The organism is uncultured Xanthomonas sp. (genome assembly GCF_964278005.1).
Classification (GTDB): domain Bacteria; phylum Pseudomonadota; class Gammaproteobacteria; order Xanthomonadales; family Xanthomonadaceae; genus Xanthomonas_A; species Xanthomonas_A sontii.
In genome coordinates this window covers 367,008-386,489 of the sequence record NZ_CAXYKF010000006.1, presented here as the reverse complement: position 1 = coordinate 386,489, position 19,482 = coordinate 367,008, and the positions used below count along the sequence as shown (strand labels likewise).

Annotated in this window: 18 protein-coding genes; 10 read left to right on the top strand and 8 right to left on the bottom strand. The window is 68.1% G+C overall.

Features of this window, described 5'->3' with window-relative positions:
• Positions 1 to 10: 10 nt before the first annotated feature.
• Positions 11 to 1,270, bottom strand: a complete 1,260-nt coding sequence (locus ACHWVH_RS04130; RefSeq protein ID WP_017907457.1) for a threonine/serine exporter ThrE family protein — start codon at positions 1,268 to 1,270, stop codon at positions 11 to 13.
• Positions 1,271 to 1,371: 101 nt separating this feature from the next.
• Between ACHWVH_RS04130 and ACHWVH_RS04125 the strand changes: the two genes are divergently transcribed.
• From ACHWVH_RS04125 to ACHWVH_RS04110, 4 genes are all read left to right on the top strand, one after another.
• Complete coding sequence (locus tag ACHWVH_RS04125) at positions 1,372 to 2,484, top strand: ABC transporter permease (RefSeq protein ID WP_010340194.1); 1,113 nt, start codon at positions 1,372 to 1,374, stop codon at positions 2,482 to 2,484.
• 81 nt (positions 2,485 to 2,565) lie between these two features.
• Positions 2,566 to 3,387: an ABC transporter ATP-binding protein gene (locus ACHWVH_RS04120; RefSeq protein ID WP_017914623.1), complete on the top strand. Its 822-nt coding sequence runs from the start codon at positions 2,566 to 2,568 to the stop codon at positions 3,385 to 3,387.
• Positions 3,388 to 3,391: 4 nt separating this feature from the next.
• Positions 3,392 to 4,318, top strand: a complete 927-nt coding sequence (locus ACHWVH_RS04115) for an MlaD family protein (protein WP_267082044.1) — start codon at positions 3,392 to 3,394, stop codon at positions 4,316 to 4,318.
• Entirely contained in the window at positions 4,315 to 4,989 is a 675-nt protein-coding gene (locus ACHWVH_RS04110) for an ABC-type transport auxiliary lipoprotein family protein (protein ID WP_394686717.1), read from the top strand. Before ACHWVH_RS04115 ends, ACHWVH_RS04110 begins: the two co-directional genes overlap by 4 nt.
• A gap of 309 nt (positions 4,990 to 5,298) precedes the next feature.
• Here the strand turns inward: ACHWVH_RS04110 and ACHWVH_RS04105 are convergent, their stop codons facing one another.
• Positions 5,299 to 5,874, bottom strand: coding sequence for an alpha-ketoglutarate-dependent dioxygenase AlkB (locus tag ACHWVH_RS04105; protein ID WP_295924850.1), 576 nt, complete (start codon positions 5,872 to 5,874; stop codon positions 5,299 to 5,301).
• 113 nt (positions 5,875 to 5,987) lie between these two features.
• Between ACHWVH_RS04105 and ACHWVH_RS04100 the strand changes: the two genes are divergently transcribed.
• Both ACHWVH_RS04100 and ACHWVH_RS04095 read left to right on the top strand, forming a co-directional pair.
• On the top strand, positions 5,988 to 7,631 hold the full coding sequence (locus ACHWVH_RS04100) for an electron transfer flavoprotein-ubiquinone oxidoreductase (RefSeq protein WP_320694769.1): 1,644 nt from the start codon (positions 5,988 to 5,990) through the stop codon (positions 7,629 to 7,631).
• An 11-nt stretch (positions 7,632 to 7,642) separates the two neighbouring features.
• Positions 7,643 to 9,709, top strand: coding sequence for a glycoside hydrolase family 99-like domain-containing protein (locus tag ACHWVH_RS04095; RefSeq protein ID WP_394686716.1), 2,067 nt, complete (start codon positions 7,643 to 7,645; stop codon positions 9,707 to 9,709).
• On the opposite strand, the gene ACHWVH_RS04090 is transcribed toward ACHWVH_RS04095, so the two are convergent.
• Positions 9,706 to 10,350 (bottom strand): CoA transferase subunit B, encoded by a 645-nt coding sequence (locus tag ACHWVH_RS04090; protein ID WP_394686715.1) that lies wholly within the window; start codon positions 10,348 to 10,350, stop codon positions 9,706 to 9,708. The two genes, ACHWVH_RS04095 and ACHWVH_RS04090, sit on opposite strands and share 4 nt — an antisense overlap.
• A gap of 1 nt (position 10,351) precedes the next feature.
• Positions 10,352 to 11,089, bottom strand: a complete 738-nt coding sequence (locus ACHWVH_RS04085) for a CoA transferase subunit A (protein WP_010340202.1) — start codon at positions 11,087 to 11,089, stop codon at positions 10,352 to 10,354.
• 133 nt (positions 11,090 to 11,222) lie between these two features.
• On the opposite strand from ACHWVH_RS04085, the gene ACHWVH_RS04080 reads away from it, so the two are divergent.
• A complete protein-coding gene (locus ACHWVH_RS04080; RefSeq protein WP_394686714.1) occupies positions 11,223 to 12,569 on the top strand; it encodes a phosphomannomutase in 1,347 nt (448 codons plus the stop codon).
• Between the two features lie 44 nt (positions 12,570 to 12,613).
• Positions 12,614 to 14,017 (top strand): mannose-1-phosphate guanylyltransferase/mannose-6-phosphate isomerase, encoded by a 1,404-nt coding sequence (locus ACHWVH_RS04075; protein ID WP_267102514.1) that lies wholly within the window; start codon positions 12,614 to 12,616, stop codon positions 14,015 to 14,017.
• Between the two features lie 83 nt (positions 14,018 to 14,100).
• Here ACHWVH_RS04075 and rfbD read toward each other — a convergent pair whose 3' ends face one another.
• The 4 genes from rfbD to rfbB are packed head-to-tail and all read right to left on the bottom strand — an operon-like array spanning position 14,101 to position 17,567.
• Positions 14,101 to 15,015 (bottom strand): dTDP-4-dehydrorhamnose reductase, encoded by a 915-nt coding sequence (gene rfbD, locus ACHWVH_RS04070; RefSeq protein WP_267123073.1) that lies wholly within the window; start codon positions 15,013 to 15,015, stop codon positions 14,101 to 14,103.
• Positions 15,012 to 15,569 (bottom strand): dTDP-4-dehydrorhamnose 3,5-epimerase, encoded by a 558-nt coding sequence (rfbC, locus tag ACHWVH_RS04065; protein WP_019797144.1) that lies wholly within the window; start codon positions 15,567 to 15,569, stop codon positions 15,012 to 15,014. Before rfbC ends, rfbD begins: the two co-directional genes overlap by 4 nt.
• Positions 15,566 to 16,453, bottom strand: coding sequence for a glucose-1-phosphate thymidylyltransferase RfbA (rfbA, locus tag ACHWVH_RS04060; RefSeq protein WP_017917123.1), 888 nt, complete (start codon positions 16,451 to 16,453; stop codon positions 15,566 to 15,568). The genes rfbC and rfbA overlap by 4 nt, the downstream gene beginning before the upstream one ends.
• Positions 16,454 to 16,511: 58 nt before the next feature.
• A complete protein-coding gene (rfbB, locus tag ACHWVH_RS04055) occupies positions 16,512 to 17,567 on the bottom strand; it encodes a dTDP-glucose 4,6-dehydratase (protein WP_295924864.1) in 1,056 nt (351 codons plus the stop codon).
• A gap of 225 nt (positions 17,568 to 17,792) precedes the next feature.
• Here rfbB and ACHWVH_RS04050 point away from each other — a divergent pair, with 225 nt between their 5' ends.
• Both ACHWVH_RS04050 and ACHWVH_RS04045 read left to right on the top strand, forming a co-directional pair.
• Positions 17,793 to 18,539: an electron transfer flavoprotein subunit beta/FixA family protein gene (locus ACHWVH_RS04050; RefSeq protein WP_394686713.1), complete on the top strand. Its 747-nt coding sequence runs from the start codon at positions 17,793 to 17,795 to the stop codon at positions 18,537 to 18,539.
• Positions 18,539 to 19,480 (top strand): electron transfer flavoprotein subunit alpha/FixB family protein, encoded by a 942-nt coding sequence (locus ACHWVH_RS04045; RefSeq protein WP_394686712.1) that lies wholly within the window; start codon positions 18,539 to 18,541, stop codon positions 19,478 to 19,480. Before ACHWVH_RS04050 ends, ACHWVH_RS04045 begins: the two co-directional genes overlap by 1 nt.
• The last annotated feature ends 2 nt before the right edge of the window (positions 19,481 to 19,482 follow it).

The window sequence follows — 19,482 nt, the reverse complement described above, 5'->3', positions numbered from 1 at the left end:
ATTGCCGCATTCAAAGATTCTTGCGCGCCGGCACCAACAGATTGCCGAACAGCAGGCCGGCGACCAGCGCCATCACGATATTGGTCACCGTCAGCAGCGCCGATTGCCCGCCGAGCACGTCCTGCTGCTGGACCAGGGTCAACAGCCCGCGCAAGCTGGCACTCCCGGGCACCAGCATGATGATGCCCGGCAACCGGACCAGCGCGCCCGGCCGGTGCACGATGCGTCCGAACAGATTGCCGGCCGCGGTCAATACCATCGCCGACAGGAAGATGCCGACCGGGCTGCCCCATGCGTCGCCGGCGAAGCGCGCGATCGCGTAGCCGGCCACCGATGCCGCCATCACGAACGGATAATCGCGCAGGCTGGCCTTGAACAGCAGGGCGAACGCGTAGGCGGCCACCAGCAGCGAGGCCCATTCCACCCAGCCGTGCTGCGGCCGCGATGCCCGCACCATCGGCTCCAGGCCCAGCAGTTGCGCCAGGGTCACCGCGATCACCGCGCCGACGGTCAGCTTGACGATGGTGGTGACCGCGCCGGCGAAGCGCGCCGTGCCCGAGACCCAGTGCTGGCTGGTGAGTTCGTTGACCGCATTGGTCAGCGCCATACCCGGCAGCAGCACCACCAGCGAGGCGATGATCACCGTATTGAGATTCAGCGGCGCCACGAAACTGGCCACCAGGGTCGCGACGAAACCGGCCAGCAACGCCGCCAGCGCATCGTTGGCTTCCTTGGTGGCCGGGCGCTTGTCGGTGAGCTGGGTGAGCACGCCGATCAGCAGGCCGATGGCGCTGGCGGTGGCGATGTCCAGCCACGGCAGCCGCCACAACCCGGCCACGCCGGCCGCGGCCAGACCGAAGCCGAGCACCTGCATCGCCATCCAGCGCCGCCCCGGCGGCTGGTCCAGCTGGCGCAGCGCGGTGTGGCCCTGGGCCACGCTCATGCGCCCGCTGGCCACGTCGTCGGCGATGCGGTCGGCGACGCTGAGCTTGTGCAGGTCGTTGTCGCCGGGCGCCAGCCGCACCACGCGGGTGATGTCGCTGGAGCCGATTGCCTTGGTCGGGTCGCTGAAGCTGAGGATCAGCCCGGTCGGGTTGGACCAGGGTTCGCAGTCCAGGTCCAACTGCTGCGCCAGCGCCACCACCGCCGCCTCCAGCCGCTGCGCGGTGGTGCCGTAGGTGTGCAGTCGCCCGGCGATGTCGGAGACGAAGGCGATGCGCTGCGCGTAGGTCGCGTTGGCGGAGGGACTGACGGTGGGAGCGGCGGGCATGTCGGCTAGTATGGCGCGAACGCCGCGCCCGGCCACCCCGTCGCGATCACCACATCTGCAACACGGGCGAAACAGGTATGCTCGCGCACCGGACGCCCCCCATGATCGAACCGCAACCGCCCAAACTCAGCCAGGACGACCGAGACCCCTCGCGGGTGCGGCTGACCGGCAGTTGGACCCTGGCCACGGCCCTGGCGTCCTCGGAAGTGCTGCGCGGGATGCCGGCCGGCACCACCGGCATCGACGCCAGCGGCATCGGCCAGCTGGATTCGGCCGGGGTGCTGCAACTGATGCGCTACGCCACCCGCAACGGCATCGCCCACGAGGCGCTGGATTTCCGCCAGGATCACCGCGCCCTGGTCTCGACCATCGAGGACGTGGCCGACGACCGCCCCAAGCGCAAGCGCGACTATGGCTTCGCCGCGGCGCTGGAACGCCTGGGCTACGCGGTGCACCGCAACGGCAAGGAAATCGTCGCCCTGGTCGGTTTCCTCGGCGAGACCCTGGTCAAGCTGCTGCGGCTGCTGCACGCGCCGCGCCGGTTCCGCCTGACCGCCACCGTGCACCACATGGAACAGGTCGGCCTGGACGCGGTGCCGCTGGTGGCGCTGCTGTCGTATCTGGTCGGCGCGGTGATCGCCTTCCTCGGCTCCACGATCCTGCGCGACTTCGGCGCCGAGATCTACGTGGTGGAACTGGTCAGCATCGCCTTCCTGCGCGAGTTCGCGGTGCTGCTGACCGCGATCGTGCTGGCCGGGCGCACCGCCAGCGCGTTCACCGCGCAGATCGGCGCGATGAAGGCACGCGAAGAGGTCGACGCGATCCAGACCCTGGGCCTGGACCCGATGGACCTGCTGGTGATCCCGCGGCTGGTCGCGCTGCTGCTGATGCTGCCGCTGCTGACCTTCGTGGCCATGATCGCCGGCCTGGCCGGCGGCGTCACCGTCGGCGCCTTCGACCTGGGCATCCCGCCGCAGATGTACCTGGCGCGCATGCACGACACCATCCAGATCCGGCACATGCTGGTGGGTCTGTCCAAGGCGCCGATCTTCGCCATCGTGATCGGCCTGATCGGCTGCCTGGAGGGACTGCGCGTGGAAGGCACCGCGCAGTCCGTCGGCGAGCGCACCACCTCCAGCGTGGTGCAGACGATCTCGCTGGTGATCATCATCGACGCGATCGCCGCGCTGTGGTTCATGAACATGGGGTGGTGACGTGAAGCCGGGAATCGGGAGTGGGGAATCGGGAATGGGAAAAGCTGGCGGCGTCCGCGACGCTGGCCAGGAGTGCACGCTTTGACCATTCCCGATTCCCCACTCCCGATTCCCGACCAGGAACTGGCCATCTCCGTGCGCGGCCTGGTCAATCGCTTCGGCAGCCAGACCGTGCACGAGGAGCTGGACCTGGACGTGCGCCGCGGCGAGATCCTCGGCGTGGTCGGCGGATCGGGCACCGGCAAGTCGGTGCTGATGCGCACCATCCTCGGCCTGCGCGAGCCCGATGCCGGCAAGATCCAGGTGCTCGGCGTGGATACCGATTCCGGCCGCCGCGCCGATCGCCTGCATGTGGAGCGCAATACCGGCGTGCTGTTCCAGGACGGCGCGCTGTTCTCCTCGCTGACCGTCGGCGAGAACGTGCAGGTGCCGCTGAAGGAGCATTTCGGCGAACTGCCCGACAGCTGGCACTACGAGCTGGCGCTGCTGAAGGTGAAGCTGGCCGGCCTGCCCGCCGATGCATTGAACAAGCTGCCGTCGCAGCTGTCCGGCGGCATGCGCAAGCGCGCCGGGCTGGCGCGTGCGCTGGCGCTGGATCCCCCCCTGTTGTTTCTGGACGAGCCCACCGCCGGCCTGGACCCGATCGGCGCGGCCGCCTTCGACCGGTTGATCCGCACCCTGCAGGAAGCGCTGGGCCTGACCGTGTTCCTCATCACCCACGACCTGGACACCTTGTACGCTATCTGCGACCGCGTGGCGGTGCTGGCCGACCGCAAGGTCATCGCCAACGCGCCGCTGGCCGAGATCGAGCAAGTGGACCATCCGTGGATCCAAGAGTATTTCCACGGCCCGCGCGCCCGCGCCGCGCGCGATGCCAAGACCGCCTGGACCGAGACCCCCTGAGCCCATGGAAACCAAAGCCAATTACGTGCTGATCGGCGCCTTCACCATCGTGGTGGGGATCGCGCTGCTGCTGTTCGGACTCTGGGCCGCCAAGTACTCCTCCGACCGCACCTGGCAGGAATACCGCGTGGTGTTCCGCGAGGCGGTGACCGGCCTGTCGGTGGGCAGCCCGGTGCAGTACAACGGCATCGCGGTGGGCTCGATCACCGAGCTGACCCTGGCGCCGAACGATCCGCGCCAGGTGGTGGCGCGGATCCGGGTCAACTCGACCACGCCGATCAAGAGCGACACCCGTGCCAAGCTGGGCATCACCAGCCTGACCGGCCCGTCGATCATCCAGCTCTCCGGCGGCACCCCGGAAGCGCCGTCGCTGACCTCGATCGACAACAGCGACGCGCCGATCATCCAGACCACGCCCTCGGCGCTGCAGAACATCACCGACACCGCCAACCGCATCGTCGAGCGCCTGGACGAGGTGCTCAGCGACCGCAATGTCGCCAGCATCACCGCCACCCTGCACAACCTGGAAACCATCAGCGGCGGCCTGGCCGACCGCGACCAGGGCATGCAGTCGCTGATCGTCAGCGCGCGCGATGCGGCGCGCAACCTCGACACCACGCTCAAGACCACCAACGGCACCATCCAGCGCCTGGACCAGAACCTGGTGCAGCAGTTGCCGCCGATCCTGAACAAGCTGGAGGACACGCTGAGCAAGCTGGATTCGGCCGCCGGCAATGCCGACAAGATCCTTGGCGAGAACCGCTCGGCGATCAACAGCTTCGCCAACGACGGCCTCGGCCAGCTCGGCCCGACCCTGACCGAACTGCGCGGCCTGATCCGCGACCTGCGCCGGGTCAGCGACCGCCTGGACAACAACCCCGCGCGCTACCTGCTCGGCCGCGACGCCCCGAAGGAGTTCAAACCCAAATGAAGCCGATGCGCGCCTTCCTCCTGCTCGCCGTGCCGGCCCTGCTGCTGACCGGCTGCTCGCTGCCCGGCGGCAACAAGGAGCCGGTGACGATCTACGCGCCGGACGTGCGGGTCACCGCCGACCCGGCCTGGCCGCAGGTGAGCTGGCAACTGGCGCTGACCAAGCCCAGCGCCGCGCGCGTGGTCGACAGTTCGCGCATCGCGGTGCGGCCGACGCCCGACGAACTGCAGGTGTACGGCGGCGTCAGCTGGGCGCAACCGGCCACCGACATGCTCGAGGACATGCTGCTGCGCGCGTTCGAGGATTCCGGGCGCATTCCCGGCGTGGCCCGGCTCGGCACCGGCATCCGCGCCGACTACAAGCTGCTGCTGGACCTGCGCCGTTTCGAATCGGACTACGCCGGGCGCACGGTGCCGTCGGCGACCATCGAGCTCAACGCCAAGCTGCTGTACAGCACCGACCAGCGCGTGGTCGCCTCGCGCACCTTCCTGGTGACCCAGCCCGCCGCCGGCACCGCCGAATCGCAGGTGGTCGACGCCTTCGGCCAGGCCATGTCGCAACTCGGCCACGACGTGGTCGGCTGGACCCTGCAGCAAGGCCAGGCCGATGCCGCCACCGCGCTGGCCCCCAGCGTGCCGCCGCCGGCCAGCCAGAAGCCGCCGCGGCGCTGATTGGCTCCCCTCTCCCACTGGGAGAGGGGTTGGAGGTGAGGGTGCGGCAGCCAGGGAGCCATCTCCTCCAGACGCTTCCCAGGCAACTCGTACCCTCATCCGCCCCTTCGGGGTACCTTCCCCCGAAAAGGGGGCCATGGTCCCGAAGGGAGAAGGGATCAAAGTGTCGCTCCCCTCTCCCACCGGGAGAGGGGTCGGGGGTGAGGGTGCGGCGGCCGCGGAGCCGTCTTCTCCAGACACCTCCCCAGCCACCCAACCCTCATCCGCCCCTTCGGGGCACCTTCTCCCAAAGGGAGAAGAACTCAGGCATCACACGATCCTGCGGAAGGTCAGATTGATCCGCTCCCCCACCGGCTTGGCCGTACGCGGCAGCGCATGCCGATACAAGCGTTGGGTCTCGCCCGCCATCAGCAGCAGCCCGCCGGAGGTCAGTTCCAGCGCCTGGCGCAGTGCCGGCTCCCGACGATGGCGCAGCACGAAGCGACGCGTCGCCCCCAGGCTCAGCGAGGCGATCACCGGCGTCGGGCCGAGTTCGCGCTCGTCGTCGCTGTGCCAGCCCATGGCGTCGCGGCCGTCGCGGTAACGGTTGGCGAGCACGCTGTTGAACGCCACTCCGGTCTCGGCCGCCAAGCGCGCGCGCAGCGGCAGCAGCGCCGCTGGCCACGGATGCGGCGCGAAGCGGGTGCCGGAATAGCGGTAGCTGGCGTCGGCGTCGCCGATCCAGCAGCTCAGCCGCGGCGAATCGACCAGCTTGCCGAACAGGCGGATGCGGTGCACCTCCCACGGCACCTCATGCAGCAACTGCGTGCACAGCGCCGCGGCCACGACCAGATCCAGCCACTCGGGATACCAGCGCAGATCGGCGCCGGGCAAGTCCAGTTCCATCGCGCCACGCTAGCACGCCGGCGGCCACCATACGCCAGCGTGCGGAATTTGCCCCTTCACGCGCAAACCCTGAAAATGCAGGCAGCCAGAACGAGCCAACGGGAGCGGAGCAGATGACGGGAACCGAGGGCGGCGCCAACGCGCCGCAGCCAGTGGAGCGCGACGTCATGGAATACGACGTCGTCACCGTCGGCGCAGGCCCGGCCGGGTTGGCGTTCGCGATCCGGCTCAAGCAGCTCAACCCCGACATCTCGGTCTGCGTGATCGAGAAAGCCAGCACCATCGGCGCGCATATCCTGTCCGGCGCGGTGATCGAACCGGCGCCGCTGGACGCGCTGCTGCCGGGCTGGCGCGACAACCCGCCGCCGATCTGCGTGCCGGCGGCCGAGGACGAGTTCTGGTACCTGAGCAAGGACGGCGGGCACAAGTTCCCGATGGTGCCGCCGGGCATGCGCAACCACGGCAACTTCATCGTCAGCCTCGGCGCGATGTGCGCCTGGCTGGCGCCGCAGGCCGAGGCGCTGGGCGTGGAGATCTACCCGGGCTTCGCCGCCGCCGAGACCCTGCACGCCGAGGACGGCACGGTGCTGGGCGTGCGCATCGGCGACATGGGCGTGGCCAAGGACGGATCGCACAAGCCCGGCTACACCGCCGGCATCGACATCCGCGCCAAGGTCACGGTGCTGGCCGAAGGCGCGCGCGGACACCTGACCAAGCGCCTGATCGCGCGCTTCGCACTCGACGCCGGCCACGATCCGCAGGCGTTCTCGATCGGCATCAAGGAGCTGTGGCAGTTGCCCGAGGGCCGCGTCAGCCCCGGCAAGATCGTGCACACCCTGGGTTGGCCGGCCGACAGCAAGACCTATGGCGGCAGCTTCCTGTACCACCTGGAGAACAACCAGGTGGCGCTGGGCTATGTCAGCGGCCTGGACTACCACGATCCCGAATACCGCCCGTGGGAAGCCTTCCAGCAGTGGAAGAACCACCCGATGATGAAGGCCCTGCTGGACGGCGGCACCATCCTCTCGGCGGGTGCGCGCGCCATCGCCAGCGGCGGCTGGCAGTCGCTGCCGAAGGTGGAGATGCCCGGCGCGCTGCTGATCGGCGACACCGCCGGCCTGCTCAACGTGCCCAAGATCAAGGGTACCCACCAGGCGATCCGCAGCGGCATGCTCGCCGCCGAACACCTCGCCGCCGGTGCCGCGCTGGACCCGGCCGGCTTCGACGCGCGCCTGCGCAACTCCGAAGTGATGGCCGAGCTCCGTCAGGTACGCAACATCAAGCCCGGCTTCAAGAAGGGGCTGTGGTTCGGCCTGCTCAACGGCGCCTGGGAAACCCTGGTCAAGGGCGCCTCGCCGTGGACGCTGAAGGTCGGCGCCGACTGGAAGAGCCTGGACCGACTGGGCGAGCACGAGCAGCCCAAGCGCGACTACGTGCAGCGCGAGCTGGCCCCGCGCGACCGCCTGCAGGGCGTGTACTTCGCCGCCACCGAGCACGACGAGGACCAGCCGGTGCACCTGCACGTGCTCGACCCGCAGATCTGCGTGACCCGCTGCACCGAGGAATACGGCAACCCCTGCACGCGCTTCTGCCCGGCGGCGGTGTACGAGATCGTCGACGACGCGGCCGGCAAGCGCCTGCAGATCAACGCCGCCAACTGCGTGCACTGCAAGACCTGCGACATCAAGGATCCCTACGCGATCATCGACTGGGTGACGCCGGAAGGCGGCTCCGGGCCGAATTACCAGAACCTGTGAGCGGTCACCGGATGAGCGACTCCGTGCCGGCACGCCTGCGGGCGGGCATGTACCGCGTGTTGCGTATCGCCTTTCGTGCGATGCCAATCTCCGAAGGACTCCGCGACCGATGGCGCAACTGGTTTCTCGATAGATACGCGAACTGGGTGCCGGAGGCGCCCAGAGGGCGCGTCGCGAGCGTCGGGAGCATGGCCCTGCGCCCTCTGCATCGCGCCGACGAGGCAGCGATCGGTCATGTGCCTTACCAGAAGGGCGTGCTGCCGTCGCCGCTGCCGGCGACCCTGGTCGCGTTCTATCTCCCGCAGTTCCATGCGATTCCGGAGAACGACGCATGGTGGGGCAAGGGCTTCACCGAGTGGCGCAACGTCAGCCGCGCCCTGCCGCAGTTCTATGGACACATGCAGCCACGGATCCCGGCTGATCTTGGGTTCTACAATCTGCGCGACCGCGAGGTGATGCGGCAGCAGGCGCAACTCGCCTCCGAGTACGGGATCGGCGCCTTCTGTTTCTATTTTTATTGGTTCGCAGGAACGACCCTGCTCGAGGACCCCATCCGCAACTGGCGCGATGACACGACCATTTCCTTGCCCTACTGCCTGTGCTGGGCCAACGAGAACTGGGCGCGCCGGTGGGACGGCCGCAATACCGACATCCTGATCGAGCAGCAACACAGCGACGCAGACGATCTGGCCTTCATCGCGCACTTGGCCACCTATCTCGCCGACCCTCGCTACTTGCGCATCGACGGCAAGCCGCTGGTGCTGGTCTATCGTCCGAATCTGATGCCGGATCCGAAGGCCACGGCGTCGCGCTGGCGCGCGTGGTGCGCAGCCAATGGGATCGGCGAGATCCATCTTGCGTACGTCCAGGGGTTCGAGCGTCCCGATCCGCGCGATATCGGCTTTGATGCTGCCGTGGAGTTTCCGCCCAATATGAGTGCGCCGCCCTCGGTGGCTGGCGCACAGTTGTTGATCAATCCGGATTTTGCCGGGGAGGTGCTGGACTGGCGCGTCCTGGCGACCGAGATGGCAGCCAGGCCGTTGCAGGACTATCCGCTCTATCCCTGCGTCAATCCCGGCTGGGATAACGAGCCCCGCCGCTCCGGCAAGGGCCGCGTGTATCTCCATGCCTCCCCGCGCGGCTACGGGACATGGCTGTCGCAGACCATCCATGACCGGCTTGCGCCTGCTCCGGCTGCGCAGCGCATGGTGTTCGTCAATGCCTGGAACGAATGGGCTGAAGGTGCCGTCCTGGAACCGGATGCGCGCCTGGGCCACGCATGGTTGGAAGCGACTCGCCGCGCATTGCAACCAAAGCGCCCCGCAAACGAACGCCCGCACGTCGTCATCCATGCCTGGTATGTCGATGTTCTGGAAGAATTGCTGGCGCAGCTGCGCGAGGCGGCGTTCGACCACCAGCTCATCGTGACGACGACGGAACGCAACCTCGCCGGTGTCAACCTCGCCCTGAAACAACAGGGGATGGAGGCCGAGGTCGTGGTCCACGACAACCATGGCCGCGACATCCTGCCGTTCCTGCGGATCGCCGATCGTCTGCTCGATGCCGGCGTATCAGTGGTGCTGAAGCTGCACACCAAACGTTCGGTGCATCGCCAGGATGGCGATCAATGGCGGCGCGAAATGGTGGGCAGCCTCCTCGACCGCGACCGGGTCAAGGCGATCGTGGAGGCCTTCCAGCAGCGTCCGGAGCTCGGCCTGGTGGCCCCGGAAGGACATCTCCAGCCCCTGAGCTTCTACTGGGGAGCCAACGAGCAGGCCGTGCGTGCCCTGGCCACGCGCATGGGTCTGGCGCAACCGGACATCGACAGCGCGGTCTTTGCAGGCGGCAGCATGTTCTGGGTGCGCCTGCAGGCGATTCAGCCCATTTTGGACTGCCACCTGCAAGCTGGCGAATTCGAGAAAGAGGCGGGACAGGTCGATGGCACCTTGGCGCATGCCATCGAGCGCCTGTTCAGCCTCTGCACAGTGGATCGGGGCTTTGCGCTGACCAGTGCCGCCTCCCTCGTGGGGGCCGAGCACGCGCCTGCCGGCCCCTACAAGTACGCACGCAGAGGCTAGATCACCCGGCCCGGATCGAAAAACGGCACCCCGGTCTTGGCGACCAGCTCGGCCTCGTCCACGCCCTCGGCGGTTTCCACCAGCACCAGGCCGCTGTCGGTGACGTCGAACACGGCCAGGTCGGTGATGATGCGGTCGACCACGCCGACGCCGGTCAGCGGCAGGTCGCAGGCCGGCAGGATCTTGTGGCTGCCGTCCTTGGCCACGTGCTCCATCAACACGACCACGCGCTTGACCCCGGCCACCAGGTCCATCGCCCCGCCCATGCCCTTGACCATCTTGCCGGGCACCATCCAGTTGGCCAGGTCGCCCTTCTCGCTCACTTGCATCGCACCGAGGATGGCCAGATCGATATGACCACCGCGGATCATCGCGAAGGAATCGTGGCTGCCGAAGTAGCTGGCGCCGGCGCGGGCGGTGACGGTCTGCTTGCCGGCGTTGATCAGGTCGGCGTCGACCTCGTCCTCGCTGGGAAACGGGCCGATGCCGAGCAGGCCATTCTCCGACTGCAGCCACACGTCCACGCCATCGGGAATGTGGTTGGCGACCAGGGTCGGCAGGCCGATGCCCAGGTTCACGTAGGCGCCGTCGGTGAGTTCGCGGGCGGCGCGCTGCGCCATGTCGTCGCGGGTCCAGGCCATGTCAGGCGTCCTTCTGGCGCAGGGTGCGCTGTTCGATGCGTTTTTCGGGATGCGGGTTGTGCACGATGCGGTCGACGTAGATGCCGGGCAGGTGCACCTGGTCCGGATCCAGGCTGCCGGTCTCAACCACCTGCTCGACCTCGGCGATGCACAGCTTGCCGGCCATCGCGCAGGCCGGGTTGAAGTTGCGCGCGGTCTTGCGGAACACCAGGTTGCCGGCGGCGTCGGCCTTCCACGCCTTGACCAGGGCCACGTCGGCGCGCAACGCGGTTTCCAGCACGTAGTGCTTGCCGTCGAATTCGCGGGTCTCCTTGCCCTCGGCCACCACCGTGCCGTAGCCGGTGGCGGTGAAGAACGCGGGGATGCCGGCACCGCCGGCGCGCAAGCGCTCGGCCAGGGTGCCCTGCGGATTGAATTCCAGCTCCAGTTCGCCGGCCAGGTACTGGCGTTCGAACTCCTTGTTCTCGCCGACGTAGGACGAAATCATCTTGCGGATCTGCCGCGTCGCCAGCAGCTGGCCCAGGCCGAAGCCATCGACGCCGGCGTTGTTGGAGATCACGGTGAGACCGTTGACGCCGCTGTCGCGCAAGGCCGCGATCAAGGCCTCGGGAATGCCGCACAGGCCAAACCCGCCGACCGCCAGGGTCTGTCCGTCCGCCACCACATCGGCCAGCGCCGTGGCCGCATCGGGGAAAAGCTTGCCGCGCCGCCCGCCCGCAGGGGTAGAGGTGTCGCCCATTCGCCAGCTCCGCATTGGAATGTAGACAGCTAGTTTAGCCGCTCGGGGACTGCGACCCCCGCCGCACCGCCGCAACGACCGATTAAGCGCCGTAACGTTACACTCCGGTTTCCCCCAACTAGGACCCTCTTCCATGTCGCTTCCCGCATTCAAGGCCTACGACATCCGCGGTCGCGTACCCGACGAACTGAACGAGGACTTGGCGCGCCGCATCGGCGTGGCGCTGGCGGGGCAATTGGACAGCGGTCCGGTGGTGGTCGGCCATGACGTGCGCCTGGCCAGCCAGGGGCTGCAGGACGCGCTGTCGGCCGGCCTGCGCGCCAGCGGCCGCGAGGTCATCGACATCGGCCTGTGCGGCACCGAGGAAGTGTATTTCCAGACCGACCACCTGCAGGCGGCCGGCGGCGTGATGGTCACCGCCAGCCACAATCCGATGGACTACAACGGCATGAAGCTGGTGCGCGAGAACGCGCGCCCGATCAGCTCCGATACCGGCCTGTTCGCGATCCGCGACACCGTCGCCGCCGATACCGCGGCAGCCGCCGAGCCGACCGCCGCCGAGCATCACCGTCCGGACAAGAGCGCCTACATCGAGCACCTGCTCAGCTATGTCGACCGCGCCACGCTCAAGCCGCTGAAGCTGGTGGTCAACGCCGGCAACGGCGGCGCCGGCGCCATCGTCGACCTGCTCGCGCCGCATCTGCCGTTCGAGTTCGTGCGCGTCTTCCACGAGCCGGACGGGCACTTCCCCAACGGCATTCCCAACCCGCTGCTGCCGGAGAACCGCACCGCCACCGCCAACGCGGTCAAGCAGCACGGCGCCGACTTCGGCATCGCCTGGGACGGCGACTTCGACCGTTGCTTCTTCTTCGATGCCGACGGCCGCTTCATCGAGGGCTACTACCTGGTGGGCCTGCTGGCGCAGGCGATCCTGGCCAAGCAACCGGGCGGCAAGGTCGTGCACGACCCGCGCCTGACCTGGAACACCATCGAACAGGTCGAAGAAGCCGGCGGCATCCCGGTGCTGTGCAAGAGCGGCCATGCCTTCATCAAGGAGAAGATGCGCAGCGAAAACGCCGTATATGGCGGCGAAATGAGCGCGCACCATTACTTCCGCGAATTCGCCTACGCCGACTCGGGGATGATCCCGTGGCTGCTGATCGCCGAACTGGTGTCGCAGTCCGGCCGCTCGCTGGCCGATCTGGTCGAGGCGCGCATGCAGAAGTTCCCGTGCAGCGGCGAGATCAACTTCAAGCTCGCCGACGCCAAGGCCGCCGTGGCGCGGGTGATGGAGCACTTCGCCTCGCATGCGCCGACGCTGGACTACACCGACGGCGTCAGCGCCGAATTCGCCGACTGGCGTTTCAACCTGCGCAGTTCCAACACCGAACCGCTGCTGCGCCTGAACGTGGAAACCCGCGGCGACGCAGCGCTGCTGGAGCAGCGCACCCAGGAGATCTCCGAGCTGCTGCGCGGCTGATCCCACCACCCTCCCCCTAGACGCACTATGGAGTTCCATCGCCCATGAGCGACGTCCTTCCCATCATCCTGTCCGGCGGCTCCGGCACGCGCCTGTGGCCGTTGTCGCGCGAGTCGTATCCGAAGCAGTTCCTGCCGCTGGTCGGCGAACAGAGCATGCTGCAGGCGACCTGGCAACGCGCGGCCCCGGTCGCGGCGCATGCACCCATCGTGGTCGCCAACGAGGAACACCGCTTTGTGGCGGCCGAGCAGTTGCAGCAGATCGGCGTGAAGCCCCATGCGATCCTGCTCGAACCCAAGGGCCGCAACACCGCGCCGGCGATCGCCGTGGCGGCGCTGGAGGCCGCGCGCGATGGCGCCGACCCGCTGTTGCTGGTCCTGCCCTCCGACCACGTGATCGGCGACGAAGCCGCCTTCCAGGCCGCGGTACGCGTGGCCGCCGTTGCGGCCGAGCAAGGCAAGCTGGTGACGTTCGGGATCAAGCCGACCGCACCGGAAACCGGCTACGGCTACATCAAGGCCGCCGCCGGCGACGGCGCGCGCGCGGTCGAGCGCTTCGTCGAAAAGCCCGACCTGGCGACCGCGAAAAGCTACCTGGCCTCCGGCGAGTACTACTGGAACAGCGGCATGTTCCTGTTCCGCGCCTCGCGCTACCTGGAGGAACTGCGCAAGTTCCAACCCGCCATCGCCGATGCCTGCACCAAGGCCTGGCAATCGGCCAAGCGCGATGCCGACTTCACCCGCCTGGACAAGGAGGCCTTCGCCGCCAGTCCCTCCGATTCCATCGACTACGCGGTGATGGAGAAGACCGCCGACGCGGTGGTGGTGCCGCTGGACGCCAAGTGGAGCGACGTCGGCTCGTGGTCGGCGCTGCTGGACGTGTCGCCGCAGGACGCCAACGGCAACGCCCACCATGGCGACGTGATCGAGATCGATTGCCGCAACACCTACGCCTACGGCTCGCGCCTGATCGCGATGGTGGGCCTGCAGGACGTGGTGGTGGTGGAGACCGACGACGCGGTACTGGTCGGCCATCGCCAACGCATCCAGGAAGTGAAGGACATCGTCGGCAGGATCAAGGCCGATGGGCGTTCCGAAGCCACCTGGCACCGCAAGGTGTACCGCCCGTGGGGCGCCTACGATTCGATCGACAACGGCCAGCGCTTCCAGGTCAAGCGCATCACGGTCAAGCCCGGCGCCACGCTGAGCCTGCAGATGCATCACCACCGCGCCGAGCACTGGATCGTGGTCAGCGGCACCGCCGAGGTCACCCGTGGCGACGAAGTGCTACTGCTCACCGAGAACCAGAGCACCTACATCCCGCTCGGGGTGACGCATCGTTTGAAGAACCCTGGCAAGCTGCCGTTGGAGCTGATCGAAGTGCAGTCGGGCAGCTACCTGGGCGAAGACGACATCGTGCGCTTCGAGGACACCTACGGGCGCACCTGAGTTCGGCGCACGCCGCAAACGCAAAGAGCCGGGCACTGCCCGGCTCTTTGTTTTTCGGCTGCGTGGTTTACCGTGTGCGACGGTCAGGCGGCCGGCGCTGCCGCGGCGAGTTGGCCGATGACCTGGCGCAGACCATCGCGCCACTGTGGCAGTTCCAGCGCGAAATCGCGCTGCAGGCGCGACACGTCCAGGCGCGAATACGCCGGGCGCTTGGCCGGGGTCGGATACTCCGCCGTGGTGATCGGCAGCACGCGTGGCGCGCGCAACAACAGGCCCGCGGCCACCGCCTCGGCGAAGATCGCCTCGGCGAAACCGTGCCAGGTGGTCTCGCCGGCCGCGGTCAGATGCCAGGTGCCGGACGGCAACGTCGCGCGCTGCGCCAGCACCCGCGCGGTGACATCGGCGATCAGCGCGGCCGGCGTCGGCGTGCCGACTTGGTCGGCGACTACCTTGAGTTCGTCGCGGTCGGCGCCGACCCGCAACATGGTGCGCAGGAAATTGTGCCCGTGCGCTGCGTACACCCAGGCGGTACGGAAGATCAGGTGCTGCGCACCGGAGGCGCGGATCGCCTCCTCGCCGGCCAGCTTGGTGGCGCCGTACACGCCCAGCGGCGCGGTGGGCGCATCTTCGGGATAGGGCTGCGTGCCCTGCCCGTCGAACACGTAATCGGTGGAGTAATGCACCAGCGGCACGCCGTGCGCCGCGCACCAGGCGGCGATCGCCGCCGGCGACTCGGCATTGGCGCGGTGCGCCGCTTCGGCGTCCTGCTCGGCACGATCGACCGCGGTGTAGGCCGCGGCGTTGACCACCGCCGCCGGCCGCAGCCGGTCCAGCAGTTCGCCCAGGGTCTGCGGCTGGTCGAAATCGGCGCGCTCGCAGGCGCTGCCGTCGGGCAACTGGCCGCTGCGCGTGGTCGCGACCACCGGCCCCTGCCCGGCCAACGCCCGCAGCAGTTCCTGCCCGACCTGGCCGTTGCCGCCGAAGACCAGCACGCTCATGGCTGGTAGACCGGCAGGCGCTCGACCGGGATGTCGGCCAGGAACGGCGCAACCGCGTCCTTGCCCGACAGCACCGGCTCGGAGATCGGCCAGTCCACGCCGATCGCGGCATCGTCCCAGCGCACGCCGGCGTCGGCTTCCTTGACGTACACGTCGGTGCACAGATAGCTGAACACCGCGCGCTCCGACAGCACGGCAAACCCGTGCGCGAAGCCTTCCGGAATCCAGAACTGCTTCTTGTTCTCCGCGCTCAGCACCACCGCGGCCCAGCGGCCGAAGTGCGGCGAGCCGTGGCGGATGTCGACGGCGACGTCGTACACCTCGCCTTCCAGCACGCTGACCAGCTTGCCCTGCGGCCGCGGCCACTGGTAATGCAGGCCACGCAGCACGCCCTTGGCCGAGGTGGAGACATTGCTCTGCACGAACTTGGTCGGCAAGCCATGCTCACCGAAGCGCTCGGCGTTCCAGGTCTCGAAGAAATAGCCACGCGCGTCGCCGAACACTGCCGGCTCGATCACCACGCAGCCAGGCAGATTGGTTTCAATCACTTTCACGGAACGGATCCTCGTACAGCCAGTTCATGCAGGTAGGTGCCATAAGCGTTCTTGCGCAGCGGAGCGGCAAGTGTCTCCAGCTGCGCCGCGTCGATCCATCCCTGCCCGAAGGCGATCTCTTCCGGGCAGCACACCTGCAGGCCCTGCCGCGACTGGATGGTCTCGATGAAATTGGAGGCCTCGTGCAGCGACTGGTGGGTGCCGGTATCCAGCCACGCGTAGCCGCGACCCAACGCTTCCAAGTGCAGTTCGCCGGCCTCCAGGTAACGGCGGTTGAGATCGGTGATCTCCAGTTCGCCGCGCGGCGATGGCGTCAGCTCCGCGGCATGGTCGCTGGCCTGACCATCGTAGAAATACAGGCCGGTGACCGCGTAGTTGGAACGCGGCTTGGCCGGCTTTTCCTCGATGTCGATGACCTTGCCGGAGGCGTCGAACTCCGCCACCCCGTAGCGCTCGGGGTCGTTGACCCAGTAGCCGAACACGGTCGCGCCATGCTGGCGCGCATCGGCGCGGCGCAGGGTCTCGGTCAGGCCGTGGCCATGGAAGATGTTGTCGCCCAGCACCAGGCAACTCGGTTTGCCTGCGACGAAGTCGCGGCCGATCAGGTAGGCCTGGGCTAGCCCATCCGGGCTCGGCTGCACCGCGTACTGGATGTCCATGCCCCACTGCGCGCCATCGCCCAGCAGCGCCTGGAACAGCGCCTGCTCGTGCGGGGTGTTGATGATCAGCACCTCGCGGATGCCGGCGAGCATCAGCACGCTGAGCGGGTAGTAGATCATCGGCTTGTCGTACACCGGCAGCAGCTGCTTGCTGACGCCCTTGGTGATCGGGTACAGCCGCGTGCCGGAGCCGCCAGCGAGGATGATGCCCTTGCGTTGTGTCATGAGGTATTTCCTGGTGAAGTCCGCACGCGCATGGGCGGATTCTTGCGAGGGACTGGCGTTATGCCGCGGTGCCGATGCGTTCCAGCCGATAGCTGCCGTCGAGCACGCCCTGCACCCAGTCCTGGTGGCTCAGGTACCAGTCCACGGTGAGCGCGATGCCCTGTTCGAAGGTGTACTGCGGCTCCCAGCCCAGTTCGTTCTTCAGCTTGGACGCATCGATGGCGTAGCGGCGGTCGTGGCCGGGCCGATCGGCGACGTAGGTGATCTGGCTGGCGCGCGGCTTGCCGTCCTCGCGCGGACGCCGCGCGTCCAGCAGCGCGCAGATCGCCTGCACCACCTCGATGTTCTGTTTCTCGGAATTACCGCCGACGTTGTAGGTCTCGCCGACCTTGCCCTTGGCCAGCACGGTGCGGATCGCCTCGCAGTGGTCGCCGACGAACAGCCAATCGCGTACCTGCTTGCCGTCGCCGTACACCGGCAGCGGCTCGCCGGCCAGCGCCTTGGCGATCACCAGCGGGATGAGCTTCTCGGGGAAGTGGTACGGGCCGTAGTTGTTGGAGCAGTTGGTGGTCAGCACCGGCAAGCCGTAGGTATGGTGGAACGCGCGCACCAGGTGGTCGGACGCGGCCTTGGACGCCGAGTACGGCGAGTTCGGCGCATACGGCGTGGTTTCGCTGAACTTGCCGGTCTCGCCGAGCGTGCCGTAGACCTCGTCGGTGGACACGTGCAGGAAGCGGAACGCGTCGCGGCGGTCCTCCGGCAGCGCCTTCCAGTGATCGCGCACCGACTCCAGCAGGCCGAGGGTCCCGACCACATTGGTCTGGATGAAGGCGCCAGGTCCGTCGATCGAGCGGTCCACGTGGCTTTCGGCGGCGAAATTGACCACGGCGTCGGGCTGGTGCTCGGCAAGCAGACGGCCCACCAGATCGCGATCGCCGATATCGCCGTGCACGAACACATGGTCCGGGTTGCCATCCAGCGACGCCAGCGTCTTCAGGTTCCCGGCGTAGGTCAACGCGTCCAGGTTGATCACACGGATGCCGCGCGCCACCGCCTCGAGCACGAAATTACCGCCGATGAAACCGGCACCGCCGGTTACGAGCCAAGTCGCCACTGTGTGTCTCTCCTGATTCGGCGCCGTCGGCGCCTATATTCAAACCGAACAGGATATACGCTTTGTATGAACCGGTCGTGGTCGACGCATGCAGCGACCACGCCCCGTCGACGGCCCCACCATACGCCCTCGCATGGTCCCTCGCGCCCGGTTAGAATCCCACGACTGCCCCGTGCCAGCCGCCGCGGCCGGGCCTTCCCGCACTGCTGAAGGATCTCGTACACGATGAAAATCCTCGTCGCCTACAAGCGCGTGGTGGACTACAACGTCCGCATCCAGGTCAAGCCGGACGGCTCCGGCGTGGTCACCGAGGGCGTCAAGCTCTCCGCCAACCCGTTCGACGAAATCGCCCTGGAAGAGGCGCTGCGCCTGCGCGACGCCGGCATCGCCAGCGAGGTGGTGGTCGCCACCATCGCCCCGGCCGATGCCGCCGCGCACCTGCGCAACGGCCTGGCGATGGGCGCCAACCGCGCCATCCACGTGGTCGCCGACGCGGCGATCCAGCCGCTGACCGCCGCGCGCACCCTGCTGAAGCTGGTCGAGCAGGAGCAGCCGGACCTGGTGATCCTGGGCAAGCAGGCGATCGACGACGACGCCAACCAGACCGGGCAGATGCTGGCCACGCTGTGGGGCCGTCCGCAGGCGACCTTCGCCGGTAAGCTGGTGGTGGCCGACGGCAAGGCCACGGTGACCCGCGAGGTCGACGCCGGCCTGGAGACCCTGGAAGTGGATCTGCCGGCGGTGGTCACCACCGACCTGCGCCTGAACGAGCCGCGCTTCATCAAGCTGCCGGACATCATGAAGGCCAAGAGCAAGCCGCTGCAGACGCTGGCCTTCGCCGACCTGGGCGTGGAGGCCAACGACAGCCTCACCACCACCCACTACGCCCCGCCGGCCAAGCGCAACCGCGGCGTGATGGTCAAGGATGCCGCCGAACTGGTGGCCGCACTCAAGCAGAAGGGGTTGCTGTAATGGCCAAGATCCTCGTCGTCGCCGAACATCTCAACGGGCAGCTCAACGCCGCCACCGCCAAGTGCGTCAGCGCCGCGCAGGCGCTGTCGGCCGAGGCCATCGACATCGTGGTGCTGGCGTCCGATCCGGCCGCGGTGGCCGCCCAGGCCGCGCAGATCGCCGGCGTCGCCCGTGTCCTCACCGTCGCCAATCCTGCCAACGAACACGCCATCGCGCAGGTGCTGGGCCCGCAGATCGCTGCGCTGGCGGCGGGCTACACCCACGTGTTCGGCCCCTCCACCACGTTCGGCAAGGACCTGATGCCGGTGGTGGCCGCCCTGCTCGGCGTCAACCAGATCTCCGACCTGATGGCGGTGGACGGCGACTACGCGTTCAAGCGCCCGATCTACGCCGGCAACGCCATCATCAGCGTGCAGGCGCCGGCCGACCAGATCGTGGTCGCCACCGTGCGCAGCGCCTCCTGGCCGGAAGCGGCGCAGGGCGGCAGCGCGGCGGTCGAAGCGGCCAGCGTGGACGCGGCGCTGCCGAGCCACACCCGCTTCGTCGGTCTCGCCGCCGGCAAGTCCGATCGCCCCGACCTGCAGAGCGCCAAGCGCGTGGTCTCCGGCGGCCGCGGCGTCGGCTCGGCGGAGAACTTCCAGATCGTCTACCAGCTCGCCGACAAGCTCGGCGCGGCGGTCGGCGCCTCGCGCGCGGCGGTCGACGCCGGCTACGTGCCCAATGAGCTGCAGGTCGGCCAGACCGGCAAGATCATCGCGCCGGAACTGTACGTGGCGATCGGCATTTCCGGCGCCATCCAGCACCTGACCGGCATCAAGGACGCCGGCACCATCGTCGCAATCAACAAGGACCCGGAATCGCCGATCTTCGAGATCGCCGACATCGGCCTGGTCGGCGACCTGTTCACGGTGCTGCCGGAGCTGGAAAAGGCGCTGGGCTGAGC